The organism is Kitasatospora sp. NPDC089797, assembly GCF_040684795.1.
In the GTDB taxonomy this organism is placed as follows: domain Bacteria; phylum Actinomycetota; class Actinomycetes; order Streptomycetales; family Streptomycetaceae; genus Kitasatospora.
This window is the reverse complement of sequence record NZ_JBFBGS010000040.1, coordinates 40829-61665: the sequence shown is the minus strand read 5'-3', so window position 1 is coordinate 61665 and position 20837 is coordinate 40829. Positions and strand designations below refer to the sequence as shown.

The window sequence follows — 20837 nt, the reverse complement described above, 5'->3', positions numbered from 1 at the left end:
GCCCTGTGGGAGGTCGCCCCCGCCGCAAGGTCAACAGCCGCGCGATCAGAAGGACATGATGCTGTCACAACTGCGCAGACTGACCCGGTCGGCGTGTGCGAACCCGCTGAGCACGGCCGAGCGCCTGTCCGCCGTCACCCACCTGCTCTCCAGCGTCGAGTACATGGTGCGCGGGACCGACCGCCGACGCGGCGGTCTCAACGACTGGACCCACACCCGGGCCCAGGTGCCCGCCAAGTCGAAGCCGCTGCAGGCCGTCAAGGACTTCGTCGCCCGGGAGCCCGTCACCCAGGCGCTGCACTGCTCCCGCGCCCTGGCCGCCGCCGTCCTGGTGTCGCCCGTGCGGCACAACAGGGTCCGGATGGCCGCCGACGCCTACCTGGCCGGCACCCAGATCCTGGTCTACCCCCGGCACCTGTTCGGCACCGACGGCTCCGACCAGGTCTCGTTCCTGGTGCAGACGGCCGCCGCGCTGGGGCGGGCCGGCGGGACCGACGCCTCCCGCAAGGCGGCCGTCCAGTTCATCGGCGCCCAGACCGTACTGGCCTACGGCGCCTCGGGCTGGGCCAAACTGCCCGGCGAGACCTGGCGTTCCGGTGACGCACTCGTCAAGATCATCCGCACCGAGACCTACGGCGACAAGTGGCTCTACCAGCAGCTCGAACGGCGCCCCGAGGCCTCCCGGGCGCTGTGCCACGCCGTGCTGGCCCTGGAGTGCTCCTTCCCGCTGCTGTTGCTGGGGCGCGGACGCCACCTGGACGCCGGCCTGCTGGCGATGGGGGCGTTCCACCTGGCCAACGCCCGGTTCATGGGCCTGTCCCGCTTCGCCTGGGCGTTCCTCGCCACGTACCCGTCGGTGCGGGCGCTCGCCCGGGGAACGGGGGAGGCCGGATGAGCGCCCCGACCTTCCCCCGCCTCGTCATGGCCGGGCTCGGCGCGTGCCTGGCCGCGGGCCTCGCCCACCAGGTCTACGCCACCGTCGCCACCCGGGCCGGCCACCAGGGCTTCGAACGCCGAACGGTGCGGTGCTCCAGCGGCAACCTCCTCACCGTCCACCTGCGCCCCGGCACCCCGGGGCGCGGCACGCTCGTGTGCGAGGCCGGACTGATGAACACCTCCGCCGCCTGGCTGCTGGTGGCCGACCACCTCGATCCCGGCCTGTCGCTCGTGCTGTACGACCGGGCCGGGTACCGGAGTTCCCTGCGCCGCTGCCCCGAGCAGTACTCCCTCCACGAGTCCGTGCAGGACCTGGCCGAGGTCGTCGGCGGTACGGTCACCGACTCCGGGCCGTGCGTCCTCGCCGGGCACTCCCTCGGGGGCCTGCTCGCCCACCGGGCCGCCGCGGTCTGCGACCGGGTCGACGCCGTCGTGCTGGTCGACCCGACCCACCCGGCCGAACTGATGAACTCCGCCAAGCAGCGCGCCGGTTCCCAGGGGATCGACATGACGATGAAGCTCGGACCGTGGTCCGCCTTCTTCGGGGCGGGGCTGCTCATCGACAAGGACGGCCTGTTCGCCTTCGCCGAGGGCAGTCCCCACCGCCGCACCCTGCGGCTGGAGAGCTCGGCCCCCACCACCTGGCGGGCGGCCCGACGGGAGTGGGGCTACTCCTACGCCCACATGCTCGACGCGGGAGGCCGGCCGCTGGACCGGCTGGGCGTTCCGGTCTCCGTCCTCGCGGCCGAGTCGACCCTGCGGGACACCCCCGAACACGCCGCGCTCTACGAGGAGTTCCTCGCCTCGGGCACCGGCGGTGAACTCGTCACCGCCCCGGGCAGCAGCCACCTGTCGATCACCTGTGGGCCCGAGTGCGCGCCGTTCACCGGCGGCTTCCTCGCCGAGGCCGTCGCCGGGGCGGTGCGCCGGAACCCGCAGTCCGCCCCGGGGCGCGGTGGACGAGAACTGGAGGAAGCATGAACGGCCCGTCCGTGCTGAGGAGTTGTGCGGCCCGGGCGTCCACGGTGGCCGGTCACGCCGTCCCGGTCGTGCTGGCCGGCTGGTTCGTGGCCTCCGTCCTGGGCCAGCACCCCGACCGCAGCTACGACAAGGTCCGCACCCTGGACCGGACCGGCGCCGGGATCCTGATCCCCAACTGGCGCTTCTTCGCGCCGAATCCGGCCGTGCAGGACCAGCACCTCGTCTACCGGCTGGCCAGCGCGGACCGCACCCGGCACACGCCGTGGCGCGAGGTCTACACCGTCACGCCGCGCCGGCTGGTGCACGCCTTCTGGTTCCCGGGCCGGCGCATGGAGAAGGCGATCTTCGACGTGGCCTCGACCCTGCTCCACAACCAGGGCGCGATGACCCCGCTCCACACCGACGCCAAGCAGTCCGCGTACCGGCTGGTCAACGAGTTCGTGCGCAGCAGGATCGTCGGCGAGCCGGACTTCCCGCTGTTCCAGGTGATGCTGGTCCGCTACTCCGGCCACGACCACAGCGAGGACCCGGTCTACGACATGGTCCTCGACTACGAGGAGGTGGCCGGGTGAACGCGCCGCCGCAGTACGGGACGGCCGTGGCCTCGGTCTACGACTCCCTGATCGGCTCCGCCGTCCCCGTCGGGCAGACCGTCGAGCGGCTGCGGCCGTACGTCACCGGCGCCCGGGTGCTGGAGATCGGCGTGGGGACCGGCCGGGTCGCCCTGCCGGTCTCGGCCCTGGCGGCCCGACTGGTCGGCCTGGACAACTCACGACCGATGCTCGACGAGTTCCGCCGCAAGGCGCCGCCGGCGAACGTCTCGCTGGTGGAGGCCGACTTCGGCCGGCCGCTGCCCCTCACCGAGCAGTTCGACACGGCCTACTCGACCATGGGGTCCCTCGCCTGCGTCCGCACGCGCGAGGAACTGACCGCCGCCCTCACCCACATCCGTGCGGTCCTGGTACCGGGCGCCCGCCTCTGCCTGGAGTACTACGCCGCGGAGGCGTACCGGCCGCTGGCCGAGCAGGGCACCTTCACCGTCCCCACGGTCAACCACCGCGGCTCGACCACCACGTTCACCGTCGCGCTCGACGCGGCCGACCTGCTCACCATGGACAGCCGGGTGGTCGAGCCGGACGGCACCTGCGTCGAGTTCACCGAACGGGTCCTGCTGATCGACCGTACGGAGGTGAGCAGGTGTCTGGCGGCCGCCGGGTTCGTCGTCGACGGCATCCGACCGGGTGGGGGCACGGACCCCTACGACTGGTACACCGCTCACCTCACCAGCTGACCGAGAAAGGCAAGCACTGATGCTGACCGCAAATCGAGTGGCCTGGTTCGCCGCCGCCTTCGTCTTCGCCGTCCCCGCGATGGTCCTCCTGTTCCGCTCCGAGAACGGACTGGAACCGGCGGACTGGGCGAAGGTCCTGCTGTTCTCCGGATCGATCGCGGCCGTCGTGGCGATCGTGCTGGGCAAGGGCAAGTAGTGGACATCGCCACCCTCGTCCGGCGGCACCGGCTGCTGCTCGGCCTGGGCGTCCTGCTGGGCCTGGCGGGCACCGCGGCGACCCTCCTCCAGCCGCTGCTGATCGGCGAGTTGATCGGCGCGGTGGCCGGCGGGGAGAGCCTGAGCGGGCCGATCCTGTGGGCCGGAGCGCTCTTCGCGGCGGACGCCCTGCTGGCGGCCGGCCACTTCTACCTGATCGGCCGGGCCGGCGAGAACATCGTCCTCGACCTGCGCACCACCCTCACCGGCAGGCTGCTGCACTCGCAGCTGAGGGCCTTCGACCGGCTGGAGCACGGCGACGTGTTCACCCGCAACGTCGCCGACACCTCGCTGGCCCGGGTCGCCCTCTCCTCGTCCGTGGCGCAACTCGTCACCGCCGGGTTCACCACCCTCGGGTGCATCGTGGTGATGGCCTGGATCGACTGGCAGTTGCTGCTCGCCACGGTGCTCTGCCTGGGCACGGCCTCCGCGCTGGCCCTGCTCGTCGCACGGTCGCTGCGCGCGGCGGCGGTCGCCAACCGCGAGGACACCAGCGCCTACGGATCCGCTCTGCTGCGCGCGCTCGGCGCCCTCACCACGGTCAAGGCCTCCCGGGCCGAGGGCCGGGAGGCCGAGCGGCTGCGCGGGCTGGCCGACACCGCGCGGCTCAGCGGGATCCGGGTGACCCGGCTGTCCGCCCTGCTCATGCCGGCCATGAACGTCGGCACCCAGGTCTCCCTGGCCGTGGTGATCGCCTGGGGGATGGCCCGCACGGCCACCGGCAGCCTGTCGGCCGCGGACCTGACCGCGTTCATCATGTACCTCTTCTACCTGGTCTCCCCGCTCGTGATGTTCTTCATGGCCCTCGGCGAGCTCCAGCAGGGCCGCGCGGCGATCAGCCGGGTCACCGAACTCGCGGCCATCGAGCAGGAACCCGAGCCCGGACCCCGGGAGCGGTCGGCCACGGCCCGGGTCACCACCGGCCCGGCCACGGCCGGGGCCACCACCGGCCCGGGCACGGCGATCGCCTTCGAGGACGTCACGTTCGGGTACGACCCGGCGGCCCCCGTCGTGCGCGGGATCTCCTTCGAGCTGCCCGCCACCGGGGTCACCGCGATCGTCGGACCGTCAGGAGCCGGCAAGACCACGCTGTTCCACCTCATCGAACGCTTCCACACCCCCACCGGCGGCACGATCCGCCTGGCGGGACAGGACACCGCCGCACTGGCCCTGGGCGACCTCCGGTCCCGCATCGGCCTCGTCGAGCAGGAGGCGCCCCTGATGCGCGGCACGATCCGGGACAACCTCACCTACGCCCGCCCCGACGCCACCGAACGGCAGCTGGCCGACGCGCTCGCCGCGGCCCACCTCACCGGCGTCGTCGACGCCCTCCCGGACGGCCTGGAGACCGAACTCGGCGAAGGCGGCACGGGACTGTCCGGCGGCCAGCGCCAACGGCTCGCCATCGCCCGGGCGCTGCTCACCGAACCCGACCTGCTGCTCCTGGACGAGGCGACGTCGAACCTCGACTCCGACGCCGAGACCGCCCTGCGCGAGGCGCTGAAGGAGATCGGCACCCGGTGCCAGGTGCTGACGATCGCCCACCGGCTGTCCACGAGCGCCGGCGCCGACCACATCCTCGTCATCGAGGGCGGCCGGCTGCGGGCCCGCGGCACCCACACCGAGCTGATGGCCGGCGACGTGACCTACCGGCGGCTCGCCGACCGCCAGCTCAGCCCCGTGGGAGCCGGCTGATGAGCGACGCCGCGGTCGTCGGCACCGGACCCAACGGCCTGGCCGCCGCCGTGACCCTGGCCCGGGCCGGACTGCGGGTCACGCTGTTCGAGATGGCCGACACCGTCGGCGGCGGCCTGCGCACCGAGTCGCTCTTCGACAGCGAGGTCGAACACGACGTGTGCGCGGCCGTCCACCCGATGGCCGTCGCGTCCCCGTTCTTCCGCCGCTTCGACCTGCCGGCCAGGGGCGTGCGCCTGCTGCAGCCCGACATCCCGTACGCCCACCCGCTGCCCGACGGCCGGGGCGCGGCCGCGTGGCGCAGCCTCAGCCGCACCGCCGAGCAGCTGGGGCCGGACCGGAAGCGGTGGACCCGGCTGATGGCGCCGCTGGTCGCCCGGTCCCGAGGGGTGGTCGACCTGCTGCTGTCCGACCTGCGGACCCCGCCCGGGGACCCGGCGGTGCCGCTGCTGCTCGGGCCCCGGGTGCTGGCCCACGCCCTGCCCCGCAGCCCGTTCGCGACCCAGGAGGCCGCGGCCCTGTTCACCGGGGTGGCCGCGCACGCCGTCGGCCGGCTGCCGACCCTCGCCTCGGCGGCGGTCGGGCTGCTGCTCGGGCACGCCGCGCACGCCACGGGCTGGCCCCTGCCGGAGGGCGGCAGCGGCCGGATCGCCGACGCCCTGGCCGCCGACATCACGGCCCACGGAGGCGTCTTCCACACCGGCCACCGCATCCGCGACCTCGCCGAACTCGACCGCTTCCCCCTGGTGATGCTCGACCTCGGGGCCAAGGAGTTCCTCGCCGTCGCGGGCGGCCGGCTGCCGTCCCGCTACCGCAGGGGCCTGGAGAACCTGCGGTACGGGCCCGGCGCGGCCAAGGCGGACTTCCTCGTCTCCGGCCCCATCCCCTGGCGCAACCCCCTGATGGGCCGGGCGGGCACCGTCCACCTCGGCGGCACCCACGACGCGATCACCCGGCAGGAGACCACCGTCGCGGGCGGCGCCCCCGGCGGCGTGCCGTTCACCCTGGTCGTCGACCCGGCGGTGACCGACCCCTCCCGCGCCGCCGGGGGCAAGCGCCCGGTCTGGGCGTACGCGCACGTGCCCCACGGGGACACCCGGGACCCGGTCCCGATGATCCTCGACCACATCGAGCAGTACGCGCCGGGCTTCCGGGACACCGTGCTCGCGGCCCGGGGGCGGCCGGCCGCCGCCTACGAGCGGTACAACCCCAACTACGTCGGCGGGGACATCGGCGCGGGCGCGATGACCGTCAGGCAGTCCCTGCTGCGCCCCACGGCCCGCTGGGACCCGTACCGCACCCCGCTGCCCGGGGTGTACCTCTGCTCGGCGGCGACCCCGCCCGGCCCCGCCGTCCACGGCATGTGCGGCTACCTCGCGGCCCGTTCGGCCCTGCGCCACCAGCACGGCATCCGCGTCCTCCCCGACCTCGGGCCGCAGGCCGGAGGCCCCATCGGGCGGCACCCGTCCGCCGCCGGCGGCAGCCCGGCGTGAACGGGCCGTGACGGCGACGGGAGCGGCACCGCCGGGCCCCGGGGCCGGGCCGGGGGAGTCAGCAGGTGGATCGGTAGGGGAGGCCCGGCGCGTAGGCGGACCAGTCCTGCGCGGTGAGGCCGCCGGCGGCGCGGGTGCAGGCGAGGGCGTGGGCGTGGGCGCGGAGGTCGTCGAGGGCGGTGAGGTCGTTGAGGTTGACGATCCTGTCCTCGGCGGCGGCGAGGAGGGTCCTGCCGTCCGGGGTGACCGCGACGGCGGTGATCGAGCCGGTGCGGGTGCTGGTGCCGCCGAGGTCGTAGGGCTGGACCGGGTTGGTCACGTCCCAGAGGATCACCGTGCGGTCGGCGCTGCCGGAGGCGAGGGTGTGGCCGTCGGGGCTGAAGGCCACGGTGCGGACGCCGCTGGTGTGGCTGGTCAGGGGTTGGCCCAGGCGGTGGGTCTCGGCCGGTCGGCTGGTGTCCCAGAGCATGACGGTGGCGTCCAGGCTGCCGGTGGCGAGGGTGTGGCCGTCGGGGCTGAAGGCCAGCGCGACCACCCAGTTGGTGTGGCCGTCGAGTTGGCGCAGTTGCTGGGCGTGGGCGGGGTCCTCGGTGTTCCAGAGGATCACCGTCCCGTCCCAGCCGCCGGTGGCCATGGTGTGCCCGTCGGGGGTGAAGGCCACGGCGGCGACGGTGTTGCGGTGGCCGGTGAGCGGCCGGCCGAGCGGCCGGGGCTGGGCCGGGTCGGTGGTGTCCCAGAGCTGGGCGGCGCCGTCGCCGCCGACGGTGCCGAGCAGGTGGCCGGTCCGGGCGAAGGCGAGGGCCTGGACCCCGCCGGAGTTGGCGGTGAACTGCCGTAGCTGCCGGGGGTGGCGGGGATCGGTGACGTCCCAGAGGATCACGGTGGCGTCGAGGCTCCCGGTGGCCAGCAGGTGTCCGTCCGGGCTGAAGGCCATGGCGTCCACCGAGGCCGACTGCCCGGTGAGGGCGGGGGAGAGCATGACCGGCTTCTCCCGGTCGCCGAGGTCCCAGAGCAGGGTGGAGCCCTCGGCGCCGCCGGTGGCCAGGGTGCGGCCGTCCGGGCTGACCGCGAGGGAGGCGACCGTGCCGCTGTGGCCGCCGAGGCGGCTGAGCAGCTTGGTCCGGGAGCCGGCTCCCTCGGCGGCCCAGAGGATCACGGTCCCGTCGGTGCTGCCGGTCGCGAGCAGTTGGCCCGCCGAGCCCTGGCGGCCCTGCGGGTCCGCCTGGTCCGCCGCCCTCATCCGGCCCCCCTGGTCCGACGGGGAGCTGAAGGCCGCCGCGAGCGACCAGTTGGTCCGGCCCAGGGTGGTGCCGCCGATCTGCCGGGGGTTCGCGGGGTCGGTGGTGTCCCAGGTGCTGGTGGTGTGGTCGCTCTCGGCGACGCCGATGGTGTGGGAGGTCACGCTCATCGCCCGCACCGGGGTGTTCCGGTCCGGGAGTTGGCCCAGGGGGCGGGGCGCGGCCGGGTCCTCGGTGTTCCAGAGCTGGACCTGGCCCCAGTCGTCGCCGACGGCCAGGCTGTGCCCGTCGGGGGTGAAACCGAGCGCGGTGACCTGGTCGCTGCGGCCGGTGAGCGGTCCGCCGAGGGCCCGGGGGGCCTTCGGGTCGCCCACGTCCCAGAGCAGGACGGCGGTGTCCGTCCCGCCGGCCGCCAGGACCCGGCCGTCCGGCCGGAACACCAGCGCGGCGACCTGGCCGGTGTGCCCGGTCAGCGGCTTGCCGAGGGACTGCGGCTGGTCCGGCCGGCCGACGTCCCACAACCAGACGCCGCCGTCGCCGCCACCGGCGGCCAGGGTGCGTCCGTCCGGGGCGAAGACGAGGCAGGCGACGCCGCTGGGGCCGGTGAGCGGGGCGCCGAGCGAGCGGGGCCGGTCCGGCGCGCCGACGTCCCAGAGCAGGACGCGGCCGTCCGCGCCGCCGACGGCCAGGGTGTGCCCGTCCGGGCTGAACGCGACCGCGTAGAGCCCGTTCGGGCTGACGGTCAGCGGCTCGCCGAGCCGGGTGGGGTGGTCCGGGTCGGCGGTGTTCCACAGGGTCAGGGTGCCGTCCTCGTCGGCGGCGGCGAGGAGCCGGCCACCGGGGGCGAACACGAGGCCGACGACCGTGCCGCGCGGGCCGGTCAGGGTGCCCGTGTACGGGGTGAGCAGGGTGCTGAGCAGGTTGGCGGTGCTCTGCGGGGTGTGGTGCAGGGCGTCGGCGGCGATGCCCAGCCGCAGGGCCAGCTGGGGGGAGTTGCCGCGGGCGGTGTCCGCCTGGCTGAGCAGGGCGAGCGCGGTGGCCTCGCGCTGGCGCTGGAGCGCCTTCTGCTGCCCCTGGTAGGCGAGGCCGGCCGCGATCAGTGCGATCACCGACAGGAGGGCCAGCGCCCCGGTGATGCCCGTGCGGATGCGCCGTCGGCGCTGGTCCGCGCGCACACTGGCGGCGAGGAACTCCCCGGTGAGACGGGCGGTTCCGCCGTTCGGCGCGGGGTCGCGCCGCTCCCGGGGGCCGACCGGTTTCCCGGCCGCCGGGCCGCCGTCCAGGCGCCGGGCGAGTTCGAGCGCGGCACCCCGGTAGAGCGCCCCGGCGTCCCGTCCGGAGCGCTGCCACTCCTCCGCGGCCTCCAGCAGCTTCTGTCGGACCAGCAGGTCGGCCCGGCCGCTGTCGATCCAGCCGCGCAGTCGCCGCCAGGCACGCAGCAGTGCCTCGTGGGTGATCTGGGCGGTGTCCCCGTCCAGGGTGATCAGGCGGGCCCGGGCGAGTGCGTCGCGGGCGGTGGCGATCGCGGCGGCCTCGGCCGGTGGGCGTTCGGCGCGCAGCGCCGCGAGGTCGAGGCGGCGCCGGGTGTCCTCGGTGGACTCGCCGATGCGGACCATCCGGAGCAGCATCAGCCGGGCGGCCTCCCGGGCCTCGGGGTCCAGCGCCTGGTAGGTGAGGTCCGCGTGCCGGGTGACGGCCTCCCAGATCCCGCCGGTGGCGCTGTACCCGGCCAGGGTCAGCGTGCGTCCGGAGCGGTGGCCCCAGGTGAGCCAGAGCGCGTACGCGAGCAGCGGCAGGGTGCCCCCGGAGAACTCGCTCCCGGCGAGGTCGCCGCCGGTCCGGAGGTCGCGCAGGAGGGTGTCGGCGAGGCCCGGCTCCAGGGTGAGGCCGGCGAGTTCGGCGGGCCGCTCGATCGCCTGGCGCAGTTGTCCGGGTGTCATCGGCTCGACCGTGACCTGGCGTTCCTTCAGCGCGTCGACGAGTTCGGGGTAGGCCATGCAGGCCGCGTAGAAGTCCGCCCGGATGCCGAGCAGGACGGTCGCCGGGGGGACGGCTGCCGTACCGGACCCCGCCGTACCGGAAGCTGCCGTACCGGGCTCCGGCGGACCGGCCGGTGGCCGGCCCGCCGCGGCGCACAGCGCGGTGACGAACGCCCGCCGCTCCGCCTCGTCCTGGCAGGCCGTGAACAACTCCTCGAACTGGTCCACCACCAGGAGCAGCCGGCCCCCGGGGACGTCCCGGCCGCCGGCCAGGCGGTGCAGGGCCCCGCGCACCAGTGCGGCCGCGCCGGCCGGGTCGGTGCGCAGGCCGCGCAGCACGTCGGCCCGGGGGAGGCCGGCCGGCTCCGCGAGCAGGCCGGCCAGGGCGTCCAGCGGGTGCTCGCCGGGGGTGAGGACCAGTTGCGGCCAGGTGCCGGCGCCGGGGACGCGCAGTTCGCCGCGTTTGACCGCGGGCAGCAGGCCGGCCCGCAGCAGCGAGGACTTCCCCGCGCCGGAGAGCCCCACCAGGGCGATCGGCCTGCCCGTGCTCGACCAGCCCGCGAGCTTGGCGAGCACCTCGCCGGTCAGTTCGCCGCGGCCGAAGAAGTACCGGGCGTCATCGGCCGTGAACGGCTCCAGCCCCGGATAGGGGCAGACCGGCTCGTCCACCGGGCCGGTGACCGGCGGGGCGCCGCCGGGCAGGACCGCCGGGGGCGGGGCCGCCGTCGGGTTGACGGCCAGGACCAGGTCCCCGGCGCGGCCGCTGAGTTGGCGCTCCGGCGCGGGCAGTCCGAGCAGCGGGAGAGTGCGGCGGAGGTGGCGGTAGCCGGCCTCCAGGGTGAGCTCGGGCGGTCCGCCCGGTTCGCCGTCCCGCAGGTAGCGCAGGAGTTCGCCGGTGAACGCGGTGTAGGGCTCGTCCGGGAGGCTGAGCGCCTGTTCGTCGCGCGAGGCCGAGGCGAGCAGGTACGTCCCGCCGAGCGCCGCGAGCGCGAACCCGTCGCTGGCCGCGGTGCCGAAGGAGCCACGGGCGCGCCCGGCGAAGCAGCAGTCCAGCACCACGATGATCGACCCGGCCCGGCAGTTGCTGAACGCCTCCCGCAGGGCCTGGTAGGGGAGCGCCTTGAACGCCAGCCCCTCGGCGACGTCGTCGGTGGCGGCGGTGGCCAGGTACAACTCGTTGCCGGGGCTGACCAGTCCGTGGCCCACGTAGTGGACCAGCAGGACGTCCTCGGCCGCCCGGGCCGCCGCCACCACGGCGTTGCCGAACTCGATCGGGTCGCGCGGGTCGATCAGCGGGGGGAGCAGGTTCTCCGGCCGCAGGCCGCAGGTCTCCACCAGGACCCGGCCGACCTCGCGGACGGTGGCGGCCACGGCGGGTACGTCGGGCAGCCGCGAACCGGGCGCGTGCCGTCCGGTGCCGATCAGCAGGGCCCGCGATCCCGGCGAGGAGAGCGCGGTGACCGGTGTCCGGGCGCCGGGAGCGCCCGGGGTCACCGGGCCGCCTGCTCGTCGTCGTGGTCGCCCCGGCTGCCGTCGGAGCCCGCTCCTGCGCCGGGCCCGGGGGAGGGCTGCGGACCGGTCGGCCCGGCGGCGTGGGTGCGGCCCGGCTCGGCGGCGGGGCCGGGGGCCTGGTCGAGCGATCGGGAGAACTCGGCCGCCAGCCGGCGTACTTCGGGTGCCTCCAGCCCGCTGACGTGGGTGGCGCTGAACTCGGCCGTGGTCCCGTCGGGCCGGGTCACCTTCACCGACACGTTGCCCCGCTGCCGGCGGACCCAGGAGATCAGCACGCTGGCCACCGCGGTGGCCACCCCGCCCGGTCCGAGGGTCACGGTCAGGGTGTCCAGGAGGGCGCCCAGCGTGCCCGGCGCCGGCGGCGCCTCGGCGAGCCGCACCCGGCCGCGCAGTCGGTCGTCCTCGACGAGCCACTGACGCAGCGAACGCAGGTCGTCGGCCGAGTCGGTGCCCTCGACCGTGACGCTGATCAGGTCGGCCATGGTGTTCCCCCGTTTTCCCTCGTCCTCGGTGACATTGACATCTTGTCAGGTACCTTCTGGCGGCAGAGGTCGAACGGGGGACTCCCGCCCGCCGGGGTCAGTCCTCGGTCGACAGGTGGATCCCCTCGTAGGCGAGCCACTGCGCGAAGGAGTGCAGCCCGTAGTCGAGGTCCACCTCGGGGTGCCAGTCCGCCGGTCCGTCCGGGGCGGACCCGGCGGAGGTGGGGGCGGGGACGGCCGGGGAGTCGGCGGGCAGCTCGACCGGGACCGGGCGGACCACCCGGTGGACGGTCTCGGCGAGGTCCCGGGTGGTGACGGCCTGCTTGTCCACGAGGGTGAACGGCCCGGTCCGCGAAGGGTCCCGGAGGATCAGGGAGAGCGCCCGTACCAGGTCCTTGACGTGCAGCGGGTGCAGCGGCGCGGCGGGATCGCCCGCCAGGACGACGGGGTGGCTGCGCAGGGCGTTCCAGACCATCCGTCCGATCGGCGAATGCCGGGTGCAGCCGGGGCCGTAGAGGTCCCCGACCCGTACGGTGCGCACCTCGGGGGCGGGCTGCCGCCCGGCGTCGCGGAGGGGGTCGCCGAGGGGGTCGCCGAGCGGGGAGAGCCGGAGCACCAGCGGCGCCGGGTCGGGCCCGACCCGGCGGGCGGCCGGCTCCGGGAGCAGCGGGCCGAGGTCGACCAGCGCGCTCAGCCCGGCGGGTCCGGCGTCCGGGTCGACGACGTGGTGTCCGTGGTCGCGCAGGCCGCGGACGATGTGCTCGCCCAGCGGTGAGGTGGCGCCGAGCACGCCGACGATGTCGGGCGGCCGGCGGTCCGCGGCGGGGCGGCGCCGGGGTGCGCGGACGTCCTCCTGGCCGGCCCGGAGGCCGTGCCGGGTGAGCGCGGCGAGGTCCTCCCGCACGGCGTCGATCGCCGCCGCGGTGCCGTTCTGGGACAGCCCGCCGGGGCCCAGGGTGTCCAGCGCCTCGGCGAGGACGGCCGGGTCGACGTCAATGTCGGCGGTGGAAGCGGTGGAGCGGGCGACCAGGCCGTCCCGGCGCTGCACCAGGCCCATGGTGTACGCCGTGAGCCAGGCCCCCCAAGCCGCCTGCGGGTCGATCCCCGGGCCGAACTCCGGCAGCCGGGACCGCAGTCGGCCGACCGGGACGCCCTCCCCCTCCAGGTACTGCTCGCACTCCAGGTGCAGCCAGCGCGGGCGGCCGGGCCCGGGCAGGCGCACGTCGCAGCGGGCGATGCCGTACTTGAAGAACGGGATCACCCGCAGCCCGCCCAGCTGCCGCCGTTCGTCGCCGGGCCGGTCCGACGGCAGGAAGCAGACCGACCGGCGGGGCCCGCGGAAGGCGTTGCCGGAGATGCTGCCCTGGTCGTCGTGCTCGGCCAGGTTGGGGACGGCGACGAAGCGCGGGACGTCCTCGGCGCGCAGGTAGCGGTCCATCAGGATGTCGTCGGGCCAGCCGAACAGGTGCCGGCCGGCGTACTCGACGTACCCCGCCGCGACGTCGCGCGGCAGGATGATCGCCACGCACGGGAAGTACTCGCCCACCGCGGCCACCCAGCGCGCTCCGGTCAGGGCGCCGAAACGGACGGCCGCGCCGTTGCGCGAGTCCCAGAGGGCGAACAGCGCGAGGGCGGCGTCCGGCATCGCCTCCACCGCCCGGCGGGCGCGCTCGAAGAAGGACTCGGAGAGGATCATGTCGTCCTGCACGACGAGGTGGTGGGTGGCGCCCTCCCCGATCGCCGACCAGGCGGCCAGCGCGGTGCGCAGCACGGAGGGCTTCCCGGTCGGGTCCGGGTCGACGACCACGGAGAGGGCGCCGGCCGGTGCGTCGGCGGCGAGTCGGCGCGCCGCGTCGAGCCGCTTCGGGTGGGTCATCACCGAGCCGCTCATCCGGTACGGCGTGCTGCTGGTCCCTGGCATCGCGGTGTCCTGTCCCTCCTCGGCGCCCGGTGCCCCGCGCGGCGGCGCGGAACGGTCGGGTCCGATCCGTGTGCTCGGCCCCGCGGACCGTACCGGCGCCTCCTGCCGTGCGACAAGGGCGCCTTGACGATCAGTCAGTTCCGTCCCAAGGCCATCTTGCCGCTTCCTGAGTCCGCCTGCATGCTTTCTTCGCCACCGCTCCAACGCAGAACCGGAGGGGAACAGATGACCGCGCACAGCGTTCAGGCAACACGTCCGGAAGCGGAATTCCCGGGCGCCGAATCCGAGGAGTCGCTGCTGCTGCGGCTGGGCAGACTGCGGGACGCCCGGGTCGCGGTGACCGGCGGGGGAGGCCTGGTCGGCAGCCGCGTCGTGGCGCTGGCGCGCCGGGCGGGCGCCGCCGTCACGGTGCTGGACCGCTTCGACGCCTACCCGGAGGACGTCCGTCCGTTGTTCGGCCTCGACCGGCACGGCGCCGACCTGGTGGTCGGGGACGTGTGCGACCGGGAGGCGGTGCGCCGACTGGTCCACGGCGCCGACTACGTGGTGCACGCCGCCGCCTACGCGGACGTCGCGGCCTGCACCCGGAACCCCGGCGTCGCCTTCGAGGCGAACGTCCGCGGCACCCAGACCGTGCTGGAGGAGGTCGCGGCCGCGAAGGTGCGCCGGCTGGTCTTCATCTCCTCGGCCGCCGTGTACGGTGACGGCGTCCCGGGGGTGGCGGGGCCCCAGGCGTTCCACGAGGACCAACTCCTCGTCCCGGTCTCGGTCTACGCCAACACCAAGCTGTGGGCCGAGCACCAGGCCCGGCTGATGCTGGGCGGCCCGGGTGCGGCCGAGTACACGGTGCTGCGCTACTTCTCCGTCTACGGCGACCCGCAGGTCCCCAAGCCCGGCAGCCACTCGTGGCTGGTGGCCTGGATGGCGATGCACGCCCACCTCGGGCTGCCGATCCGGCTCAACGGCGGCGGCGTCCAGGTCCGGGACCTGGTCCACGTCGACGACATCGCCGCCGCGACCGTGCTGGCGATGGTCGAGGAGCGGGCGGCCGGACAGACCGTCAACATCGGTACCGGAACGCCGACTTCGGTGCGCGAGGTGGCCGAGCTGATCGCCCCGTACTACCCGGGCTCGCGCCAGATCGTCACCCCGCGCCCGGAGGGCGATCCGCTGGGGGGCTACGCCTCGACCGAACGGATGCGTGAGGTACTGGAGTTCACGCCGCGGATCGGCGTTCGCGAGGGAGTCGCCCGGTACGTACGCTGGCTCTCCGGCAACCCGCTGGCCGTTCCCGGCTGGCTGGCCGCCACGGCCGAGGCCACCACGGCGGCCGCAGCCGCGGCCAGGGCCGCCGTGGACGGCCGGACCGCGTGAGCGGACCGGGTCGAACGACGAGGGAGAGCACGTGAGTTACGTCGGCTCGTACGTCTGGAAGCTGCGCCGGAAGGTGGGCAGCCAGTTGCTCCTGCTGCCCGGGGCGCAGGTGCTGCTGCTGGACGGGGAGGGGCGCTGTCTGCTCCAGCAGCGACGGGAGAACGGCCTCTGGGAGCTGCCCGCCGGGGCGTGCGAGGAGGGCGCCACCTTCACCGACACGGCGGTGCGGGAACTGGAGGAGGAGACCGGTCTGCGGGTCGACCCGGAGGACCTGGTCCCCTTCGCCTCGCTCTCCGACCCGGAGTTGCACACCCTGACCTACCCCGGCGGGGACGTGGCCCAGTGCTTCGCGCTCTGCTTCGCCGCCCACCGCTGGTCCGGGGAGCTCTCGCCCGGGCTCGACGAGGTGGTCCGGGCCGACTTCTTCGACCCCCGGAATCCCCCCGAGCCGCTGTACCGGGCCACCGGCGCGGTCCTGGAGCTGTACGAGCGCTTCCGCAGCACCGGAAGGTTCCAGGCCCGGTGACCGCCGACCGGGGGATACGCGCGGTCGTCCCGTGCCGGGCCTGCCTGTCCGGGGAGGACCTGGACTGGCTGGGCGGCCGGTCGGTCAGCGTCGCGCTCGACCTGCCGACGACGGTGGAGGTGCGGCCGGAGCCGTCAGCCCCGGACGCGGCCGGGGGCACCGCGCCGGTCGGCGGCTGGGCCGACGAGGTGTGGGCGTACCTGGGCGACCGGCTCCCCGGGCTGGCGGGCTCCGTCCGTCCGCCCGTCCGGGTCAGCAGTGAGGCGCCGGCCGCCAGCGGCCTGTCCTCCTCCACCGCGCTGATCGTGGCACTGTTCGAGGCCTACCTCGCCGCCGCCGTCGGCCGGGTCGGCGAGGTCGACGTCGACACCGTCACCCGCTGGGCGTACGAGTTCGAGTTCGCGGTCTTCAACGGCGGCGGGATGGACCAGGTCGCCGTGGTCCAGGGCGGTGCGCTGCTGCTGTCGGGCCGCACCACGGGCCTGCCGGTGATCCAGGAGCGGGCGGACTTCCCGGACGACTGGACGGTGCTGGTGGTGGACTCCGCCACGGCGAAGTCCACCGGCGACCACATCCGCACCGTGCGCGCCCAGGTCGCGGCCGGGGACCCGCTGCTGGCCGAGTACACGGCCACCGCCGACGCCACCTCGGAGGAGGCCTGGAAGGCCGTGGTCGGGCGCGACCTGGACGTCCTGCGCGGCGCGATGGGCCGGGCGCACGAGGCGATGCGCGACCTCCAGCGGATGTCGACCCCGCTGCTGGAGGACCTCCGGGACCTCGCGCTGGCCCGGGTCGGCCTGCCGCTGAAGCTCAGCGGGGCCGGCGGCGGCGGTGCCCTGGTGGGCGTCTGCCCGGCGGCGGAGGGCGAACGCACCGCCGCCCGGCTGCGGACCGCCCTGCACGGGCGCCACCCCGACGCGCGGGTGCTCGCCGTGCGGGCGGCGGGGGCCCGGACCCGGAACGACCTGGGGTGAGCCCGCGTGTCGTCCCGCTTCCCGCCTCCGGGGGGAAGCGGGACGACACGGTCAGATGAACGGGTCGTAGTCGGCGTCCAGGACGGGTCCGCCCCGGCCCTCGCCGATCTCCTCCAGCTCCAGGTTGGAGGCGTGGCGCGCGCAGTGGAACTTGCAGTCCGCGCTCGGGTTCACCAGACCGCGGTCGGAGTCGCGCCAGATCTCGGTCAGGCTCTGGGTGACGGCGTCCCCGATCCGCGCCTTCTCGTTGCCGCGGTGGTACGCGCAGGTATAGACCCCCGAGGGGGTGACCAGCGTCCGCAATTCCGCGATCCGGCAGCGTTCGTACTGCTTCGGCTGCACCGGCCCGCGGTGCGCCCGGAGGGAATGCAGCGTGGAGGAGTTGACGATCTGGAAGGTTTCGCTCTGCAAACGGGCGGCCCGGGTCAACTGTTCCTCGACGGAGGTGAGCAGGGAATCGGCGACCGGGATGATGTGGTGATCGTCGTCGAACATCGCCTTGACCTCGAAGTAATCGCAGCCGATGTCATAGGCCAATTCGGCGGCGGTGAGCACTTCGTGATGGTTGCTCACCGTTTTCCCATCGGCCTCCCGGCGGGACATCAGGAGGAAGGAGTAGCCGAGGGCTCCGCTTTTCGCCTCGGCGAGCAGCCGCATGTTGGCGATCACCCGGTCGAAGACGCTGGCGCCCTTGCGGTCGGGCCGGAACACGCCGTACGTGGCGCTGGTCCCGGCGTCGATCGAGACCCGGACCCAGGAGGCGTACGCCGCCAGCTCCTCCAGGTTCTGCCTGATCAGCGTGCCGTTGGTGACCACCCCGACGGCGATGCCGGCCTCGCCGAGGACGCGCAGCACCTTCTTGGTCCCGGAGTGCGCGAGCGGCTCCCCGCCGCCGATGAGGATGACCGCCCGGACGGACATCTCGACCAGCTCGTGGGCGAGTTCGGACAGGCGGTCGGCGGTGAATCGGCCCTGATTCAGGAGTTTTCCGCTGATGCACTCAGGGCAGGCCAGGTCGCAGAAGGTGGTGGGGTCGAGGTCGACCACGAGTGGTGCGGTGGAACGGGATCCGGCGGCCACCTCCAATATCCTCGGCCAGCCTGACGGCTGGTAAAGCTTGGAGACCAGGTCGAGACGATCGGCAGCCATGGTTCTCCTTCGTGGGGCGGGGCGAATTGGCCTCTCCTACCCTGCCCGTAAAGGCCTGGGCTAGGCGTCGAGTTCCGGACACCTTGCCCGCGTCCACGATTCGGACGGCCAATTTCCGGTCGTTTTCCCGGGCGGTCCGCGAGCGGTCCGGCCGGCGTCTGCCACCATCGGTCCCCGGTCCCCGGTCCCGCCGCACTCCCGAGCGTCCGAGCGTCCGCGCGTCCGGGAGCCCGAGCGTCCGAGCGTCCGAGAGTCCGAGCGTCCCGCCACCCGACGAAGGAGCCCCCGAGATGACCGCCGTGCCCCGCATCAGCGCCTCCGTGATGACCCACCCGGTGCGCCGGGCCCAGGCCGAGGAACTGGCGGCCCACCTCGGCGTCGGCAACGTGGCGGTGGACCCCCGGCCGGACGAGGGCCCCTCGGCCCTGCGGACCGCGCTGGTGGCCTGGGGGCAGGCCGCCCCCGACGCCACCCACCACCTGATGGTGCAGGACGACGTGGCCGCCCCCGCCGCGCTGCTTGACCTGGTGGCCCGGGCGGTGGCCCGCTTCCCGGAGGAGGCGCTGGTCTTCTACACCAACTGGCACGCGCGCAACGGCGCGCTGACCCGGCTGGCGGCGCTCGCCGGTGCGGGCTGGGTGCGCGGCGTGCCGCAGGAGTTCACGCCCACCCTGGCCGTCTGCCTGCCGGTCGGGCTGGTGACGGAGTACCGCCGGTTCGCGGGCCGGAGCGAGGACCGCCACGACGACGAGGTGCTCTCCGCGTTCCTGCGCCCGCGCGGGCGGATGGCGCTGCTGGCGGTGCCCGGCGTGGTCGAGCACATCGGCACCAGCAGCATCAACGGACACGCCGCCCAGGGCGTGCGCCGGGCCGCCTGCCCGCTGGGCGAGGCGGACGCCCGGCCGCTGCTCGCCGGGGGCTGGGTGCTGGAACGGCCGGACTGGCTGCCCTACATGCGCAACGGCGAGGGCTTCCTCCAACTCTCCTGGGCCCCGGAGCCGGCCGGCCACCTCCCCTGGCGGGAGGCGCTGCCGCACACCGGCCTGACCGAGCGGGCGCTGTCCGCGCTCGAACGCGCCCACCGGCCGGCCGACACCGCCGCGGAGGTCGGCCGCCGCTTCGGCGCCCGCTACGCCGACGAGCTGTGGCTGCACGGACTGCTGCTCGGCGCCCAGGCGGCGGCCACGGCCCGGCGGCAGGGCGGCGGTGCGGCCGGGCCGGAGCACGAGCGGCTGCGGACCAGCGCGGTCTCGACCCTCGGCGTGGCGAGCCTCCCGGCGGAGCGGCGCCCGGAGGTGACGCCGGACCGGGCCGCGCTGCTCGCCGACTACGCGTGGAGCGCGATCCGGTGCGGGAGCCTGCTGCTCAGCGACGCCGGGCGTCGTGGGTGACCCAGACCCCGGGCTCCCAGTAGGTGCCGAGGTCACGGCCCCGGTCGATGTGCACCGGGGCCAGGCCGGCCGGGAAGACGTAGTCGCCGTCCTCGGGGAACGCGAGCCCGGTCCAGGACTCCCACTCCGCGACCGTGCCGGTGATCCGCGAGGACCGCGCCACGCCGTGCCCGAGCACGCCGCCGACCCCGACCTGGGTGCGGACCCAGGGGTCGAAAGGTGTGCCGTCGTCCCTGGTCCAGGCGGCATAGCGCTCGATCGGGACGAGCGGGTAGCGGTCCTTGTGGGTGGGCCGGACCGGGACGATCACCGTGTCCAGGCCCGCGGTACGGGCGAGCGCGGTCAGCTCCCGCAGCAGCACCTTCGACAGGCCCCGGCCCTGGTGGGCGGGGGAGACCTCCACGCCGAGGGCGCAGAGCGCGGTCGGGGCCGTCCCGGCGTCGCGGTCGCGGAAGGCCGCCGCGATGGAGTCGTCCAGGCCCGGGCCGAGCCCCTCGGGCGAGCCGTCCCAGCCCCGGGGGAGCGAGCGCCCGGTGCCGAGGACGGTACCGCCCTCCTCGTCGTACAGCAGGAACTGGTACGCCGGGAACTCCGCGAACAGCCGGTCCCAGTAGTCGTCGGCGATGTCGCCGTGCAGGTTGTACTCCGGGACGACCCCGGCGAAGTCGGCCGGGATGCGGTCCCACAGCTCCGGGCGCTCGCTGTAGCGCACCACCGTCCAGGACGGCCGGGTCACGACGGCACCACCGCCTCCCAGACCACCATCAGCGGGAGGCCGTCCCAGGCGGCGCGGGCCGCGTCGGCGACGAACTCCTCGTAGCCGCCCGGGGCGAGGCTGCCGTTGAACACCGGCTCGTGGCAGCCGCGGACCTCCAGCCCGGCCGCGGCGAAGGCGTTCAGGTAGGCGCCGGGCAGATGGAGGTGGTTGCGGACGAAGCCGAGCCGGCCCTCGTCGCGGACGAAGATGCACTGGCCCTGCAACGCGACCACGAAGGGGTGCAGATCGGAGACGACCAGCCGCCCGCCCGGGCGCAGCACGCGCGCGAACTCGGCGATGGCCCCGGTGAGTTCGGGGAGGTGGGTGAGGGCCATGCTGCACACGGCGAGGTCCACCGAGGCGTCGTCGAGCGGCAGCGCCTCCAACTGCCCGATCCGGAACCCGGCCTCCGGGGCCCGCTCCCGGGCCCGGGCGATCATCTCCGGCGACTGGTCCACCCCGATGGTGCGGTGGCCGCGGGCGAGCAGTGCGGCGGTCTGCCGGCCCGTGCCGCAGGCCGCGTCGAGCGCGACCCCGGCCGGAAGGCCGTCCAGGAGGCCGTGCAGCACCGGCTCCTCCACCTGGATGAACGCGCTGGGCAGGGAGTCGTACCGCTGCGCCCACTCGGCGTAGCCGTCGGCGGGGCCGAGTTCGCGGATCTCCGCGTCGGCGTCCGGCATGGGTTCGTCGTCCTGGGTGGCGAACCTGCGGATCTCCTCGACCCGGGCCTTCAGAAAGGCCTCGTCGCCGCCGACCGCGTTGCGCAGCAGGGCCATTCCCTCGATGCCCAGGATGAGTTCACGGACGCGGAGTCTGTTGTCCATCGTCTTCTCCCTCCGGTTTCCCCCGACGGGGACGTGGGTGTGGCAAACCGATGTGGTGT

At 74.7% G+C, this 20837-nt stretch carries 17 protein-coding genes; 11 read left to right on the top strand and 6 right to left on the bottom strand.

Going from position 1 to position 20837, the window contains the following annotated elements; genetic code table 11:
* Positions 1–55: 55 nt before the first annotated feature.
* From AB0O91_RS28635 to AB0O91_RS28605, 7 genes are read left to right on the top strand one after another with little or no spacing between them, the layout of a single operon-like run.
* A complete protein-coding gene (locus AB0O91_RS28635; RefSeq protein WP_363438856.1) occupies positions 56–895 on the top strand; it encodes a hypothetical protein in 840 nt (279 codons plus the stop codon).
* Positions 892–1917 carry an alpha/beta hydrolase gene (locus AB0O91_RS28630; RefSeq protein ID WP_363438853.1) on the top strand — a complete coding sequence of 342 codons (1026 nt, stop codon included), beginning with the start codon at positions 892–894 and terminating at the stop codon, positions 1915–1917. The genes AB0O91_RS28635 and AB0O91_RS28630 overlap by 4 nt, the downstream gene beginning before the upstream one ends.
* Positions 1914–2489 carry a hypothetical protein gene (locus AB0O91_RS28625; RefSeq protein WP_363438850.1) on the top strand — a complete coding sequence of 192 codons (576 nt, stop codon included), beginning with the start codon at positions 1914–1916 and terminating at the stop codon, positions 2487–2489. Before AB0O91_RS28630 ends, AB0O91_RS28625 begins: the two co-directional genes overlap by 4 nt.
* Positions 2486–3208 (top strand): class I SAM-dependent methyltransferase, encoded by a 723-nt coding sequence (locus tag AB0O91_RS28620; RefSeq protein WP_363438848.1) that lies wholly within the window; start codon positions 2486–2488, stop codon positions 3206–3208. The genes AB0O91_RS28625 and AB0O91_RS28620 overlap by 4 nt, the downstream gene beginning before the upstream one ends.
* 19 nt (positions 3209–3227) lie before the next feature.
* Complete coding sequence (locus AB0O91_RS28615) at positions 3228–3404, top strand: hypothetical protein (protein WP_363438845.1); 177 nt, start codon at positions 3228–3230, stop codon at positions 3402–3404.
* Positions 3404–5158, top strand: a complete 1755-nt coding sequence (locus AB0O91_RS28610) for an ABC transporter ATP-binding protein (RefSeq protein ID WP_363438842.1) — start codon at positions 3404–3406, stop codon at positions 5156–5158. Before AB0O91_RS28615 ends, AB0O91_RS28610 begins: the two co-directional genes overlap by 1 nt.
* Positions 5158–6651 carry an NAD(P)/FAD-dependent oxidoreductase gene (locus AB0O91_RS28605; RefSeq protein WP_363438839.1) on the top strand — a complete coding sequence of 498 codons (1494 nt, stop codon included), beginning with the start codon at positions 5158–5160 and terminating at the stop codon, positions 6649–6651. Before AB0O91_RS28610 ends, AB0O91_RS28605 begins: the two co-directional genes overlap by 1 nt.
* Before the next feature lie 58 nt (positions 6652–6709).
* Here the strand turns inward: AB0O91_RS28605 and AB0O91_RS28600 are convergent, their stop codons facing one another.
* The 3 genes from AB0O91_RS28600 to AB0O91_RS28590 all read right to left on the bottom strand — a co-directional run bounded on the left by AB0O91_RS28600 (position 6710) and on the right by AB0O91_RS28590 (position 13783).
* On the bottom strand, positions 6710–11362 hold the full coding sequence (locus AB0O91_RS28600; RefSeq protein ID WP_363438836.1) for a hypothetical protein: 4653 nt from the start codon (positions 11360–11362) through the stop codon (positions 6710–6712).
* Positions 11359–11862 (bottom strand): hypothetical protein, encoded by a 504-nt coding sequence (locus tag AB0O91_RS28595; protein WP_363438833.1) that lies wholly within the window; start codon positions 11860–11862, stop codon positions 11359–11361. The genes AB0O91_RS28600 and AB0O91_RS28595 overlap by 4 nt, the downstream gene beginning before the upstream one ends.
* A 97-nt stretch (positions 11863–11959) precedes the next feature.
* Complete coding sequence (locus AB0O91_RS28590) at positions 11960–13783, bottom strand: hypothetical protein (RefSeq protein WP_363438830.1); 1824 nt, start codon at positions 13781–13783, stop codon at positions 11960–11962.
* 225 nt (positions 13784–14008) lie between these two features.
* Between AB0O91_RS28590 and AB0O91_RS28585 the strand changes: the two genes are divergently transcribed.
* The 3 genes from AB0O91_RS28585 to AB0O91_RS28575 are packed head-to-tail and all read left to right on the top strand — an operon-like array spanning position 14009 to position 16657.
* A complete protein-coding gene (locus AB0O91_RS28585) occupies positions 14009–15157 on the top strand; it encodes an NAD-dependent epimerase/dehydratase family protein (protein WP_363438829.1) in 1149 nt (382 codons plus the stop codon).
* A gap of 31 nt (positions 15158–15188) precedes the next feature.
* Positions 15189–15683: an NUDIX domain-containing protein gene (locus tag AB0O91_RS28580; RefSeq protein ID WP_363438827.1), complete on the top strand. Its 495-nt coding sequence runs from the start codon at positions 15189–15191 to the stop codon at positions 15681–15683.
* The gene (locus tag AB0O91_RS28575) at positions 15680–16657 is read left to right on the top strand and encodes a galactokinase (RefSeq protein ID WP_363438824.1); all 978 of its coding nucleotides are present in this window, start codon (positions 15680–15682) and stop codon (positions 16655–16657) included. The genes AB0O91_RS28580 and AB0O91_RS28575 overlap by 4 nt, the downstream gene beginning before the upstream one ends.
* 51 nt (positions 16658–16708) lie before the next feature.
* Here the strand turns inward: AB0O91_RS28575 and AB0O91_RS28570 are convergent, their stop codons facing one another.
* A complete protein-coding gene (locus AB0O91_RS28570; protein ID WP_363438821.1) occupies positions 16709–17806 on the bottom strand; it encodes a radical SAM protein in 1098 nt (365 codons plus the stop codon).
* A 290-nt stretch (positions 17807–18096) separates the two neighbouring features.
* Here AB0O91_RS28570 and AB0O91_RS28565 point away from each other — a divergent pair, with 290 nt between their 5' ends.
* Positions 18097–19197 carry a hypothetical protein gene (locus tag AB0O91_RS28565; protein ID WP_363438818.1) on the top strand — a complete coding sequence of 367 codons (1101 nt, stop codon included), beginning with the start codon at positions 18097–18099 and terminating at the stop codon, positions 19195–19197.
* On the opposite strand, the gene AB0O91_RS28560 is transcribed toward AB0O91_RS28565, so the two are convergent.
* Both AB0O91_RS28560 and AB0O91_RS28555 read right to left on the bottom strand, forming a co-directional pair.
* Positions 19172–19933, bottom strand: coding sequence for a GNAT family N-acetyltransferase (locus AB0O91_RS28560; protein ID WP_363438815.1), 762 nt, complete (start codon positions 19931–19933; stop codon positions 19172–19174). The two genes, AB0O91_RS28565 and AB0O91_RS28560, sit on opposite strands and share 26 nt — an antisense overlap.
* Positions 19930–20778, bottom strand: coding sequence for a class I SAM-dependent methyltransferase (locus AB0O91_RS28555; protein WP_363438812.1), 849 nt, complete (start codon positions 20776–20778; stop codon positions 19930–19932). The genes AB0O91_RS28560 and AB0O91_RS28555 overlap by 4 nt, the downstream gene beginning before the upstream one ends.
* Between the last annotated feature and the right edge of the window lie 59 nt (positions 20779–20837).

Excerpts from the sequence above, each read along its gene's own strand:
- AB0O91_RS28635 (WP_363438856.1), top strand. The coding sequence starts at position 56 with ATGATGCTGTCACAACTGCGCAGACTGACCCGGTCGGCGTGTGCGAAC.
- AB0O91_RS28630 (WP_363438853.1), top strand. The coding sequence starts at position 892 with ATGAGCGCCCCGACCTTCCCCCGCCTCGTCATGGCCGGGCTCGGCGCG.
- AB0O91_RS28625 (WP_363438850.1), top strand. The coding sequence starts at position 1,914 with ATGAACGGCCCGTCCGTGCTGAGGAGTTGTGCGGCCCGGGCGTCCACG.
- AB0O91_RS28615 (WP_363438845.1), top strand. The coding sequence starts at position 3,228 with ATGCTGACCGCAAATCGAGTGGCCTGGTTCGCCGCCGCCTTCGTCTTC.
- AB0O91_RS28605 (WP_363438839.1), top strand. The coding sequence starts at position 5,158 with ATGAGCGACGCCGCGGTCGTCGGCACCGGACCCAACGGCCTGGCCGCC.
- AB0O91_RS28595 (WP_363438833.1), bottom strand. The coding sequence starts at position 11,862 with ATGGCCGACCTGATCAGCGTCACGGTCGAGGGCACCGACTCGGCCGAC.
- AB0O91_RS28590 (WP_363438830.1), bottom strand. The coding sequence starts at position 13,783 with ATGCCAGGGACCAGCAGCACGCCGTACCGGATGAGCGGCTCGGTGATG.
- AB0O91_RS28585 (WP_363438829.1), top strand. The coding sequence starts at position 14,009 with ATGACCGCGCACAGCGTTCAGGCAACACGTCCGGAAGCGGAATTCCCG.
- AB0O91_RS28570 (WP_363438821.1), bottom strand. The coding sequence starts at position 17,806 with ATGGCTGCCGATCGTCTCGACCTGGTCTCCAAGCTTTACCAGCCGTCA.
- AB0O91_RS28565 (WP_363438818.1), top strand. The coding sequence starts at position 18,097 with ATGACCGCCGTGCCCCGCATCAGCGCCTCCGTGATGACCCACCCGGTG.
- AB0O91_RS28555 (WP_363438812.1), bottom strand. The coding sequence starts at position 20,778 with ATGGACAACAGACTCCGCGTCCGTGAACTCATCCTGGGCATCGAGGGA.